1 protein-coding gene is annotated in these 1209 nt (G+C 58.1%); it reads left to right on the forward strand.

The genetic code is table 11. The annotated features are described in order from the left end of the window. Window positions 1-68 precede the first annotated feature (68 nt). Window positions 69-1198 (forward strand): IS3 family transposase gene (locus tag B9Z52_RS17465; RefSeq protein ID WP_369907955.1). Its coding sequence is split into 2 segments (ribosomal slippage): window positions 69-330 and window positions 330-1198, totalling 1131 coding nucleotides; the frame shifts between segments, so codons are not numbered across the junction. The last annotated feature ends 11 nt before the right edge of the window (window positions 1199-1209 follow it).

Here is a 1209-nt window from a genome sequence, read left to right on the forward strand (position 1 = left end):
TGACCTGCCCCCTCTGAGCCGTACCAAATCGATGGAACGAAGTCCGCTAATTTTGGAGAATGGCGGATATGAAGACCACACGATTTACCGACGAACAGATCATCGGATTCCTCAAGCAAGCTGAAGCGGGCATGGCCATCAAGGACATTTGCCGCTCTGGCGGCTTTAGTCAGCCGACCTTTTACAAATGGCGCTCGCGCTTTGGCGGCATGGAGGCCTCCGATGCGGCCAAGCTGCGCGACCTGGAAGCGGAGAACAACAAGCTCAAGAAACTGCTGGCCGAGGCGCACTTGGACATCCATGCGCTCAAAAGCGTCTTCGGCGTAAAGCGCTAGCCCCGCAGGTCAAACGCGAGGCCATCACCCAGATGATCCAGACCCATCTTCTGTCTGAGCGCCATGCGTGCTGCCTTGTGGGGCTAAGCCGTGACAGCTTTCGCCACCCGCCTAAGCGTGATGCGCTCACGCAGGCCCTGGGCGAACGCATCGTGGACATTGCCCACGTACGCCGCAGATTTGGCTACCGTCGCATCCACGATCTGCTGCGCCCGGAGTTTCCGGGCGTCAACCACAAGCGGATCTACCGCTTTTACAAAGATGCCAACTTGGCCGTGAGAAGGCGCAAGAAGGCCAAGCGCCCACCGTGTGAGCGTGTGCCCTTGCAACTGGCGCAAAAGGTCAACGATGTTTGGAGCATGGATTTCGTCTCGGACAGCTTGTCCAATGGCAGGCGCATCAAGTGCCTGACTGTGGCCGATGACTTCAGCCACGAGTGCGTGGACATTGCCGTGGACTACGGGATCTCGGGGCAATACGTGACGCGCTTACTCGACCAAGCGGCCACCTTCAGAGGCTACCCACTGGCCGTGAGAACAGACAACGGTCCAGAGTTCACAAGCCGGGCCTTCATGGCTTGGGCTACAGCTCATGGCGTGCGGCACATCTTGACCCAGCCGGGCAGGCCGATGCAAAACGGCTACATCGAGAGTTTCAACGGCAAGTTCCGAGATGAATGCTTGAACGAGCAGTGGTTCTTGAGCTTGCCCCAAGCCAGGCAGTGCATTGCCGATTGGCGCCAGGACTACAACGAAGTCAGGCCCCACAGCAGCCTGGGCCGGATTCCCCCGGCTCAGTTCGCGCAGCAGCAAAGGATTCAAACCAATGCTGTTGCAAATCTCAACCCTCAAGTTTTGGATTAACCTTGAACCCT

Source organism: Limnohabitans sp. Jir72, assembly GCF_003063575.1.
Classification (GTDB): domain Bacteria; phylum Pseudomonadota; class Gammaproteobacteria; order Burkholderiales; family Burkholderiaceae_C; genus Limnohabitans_A.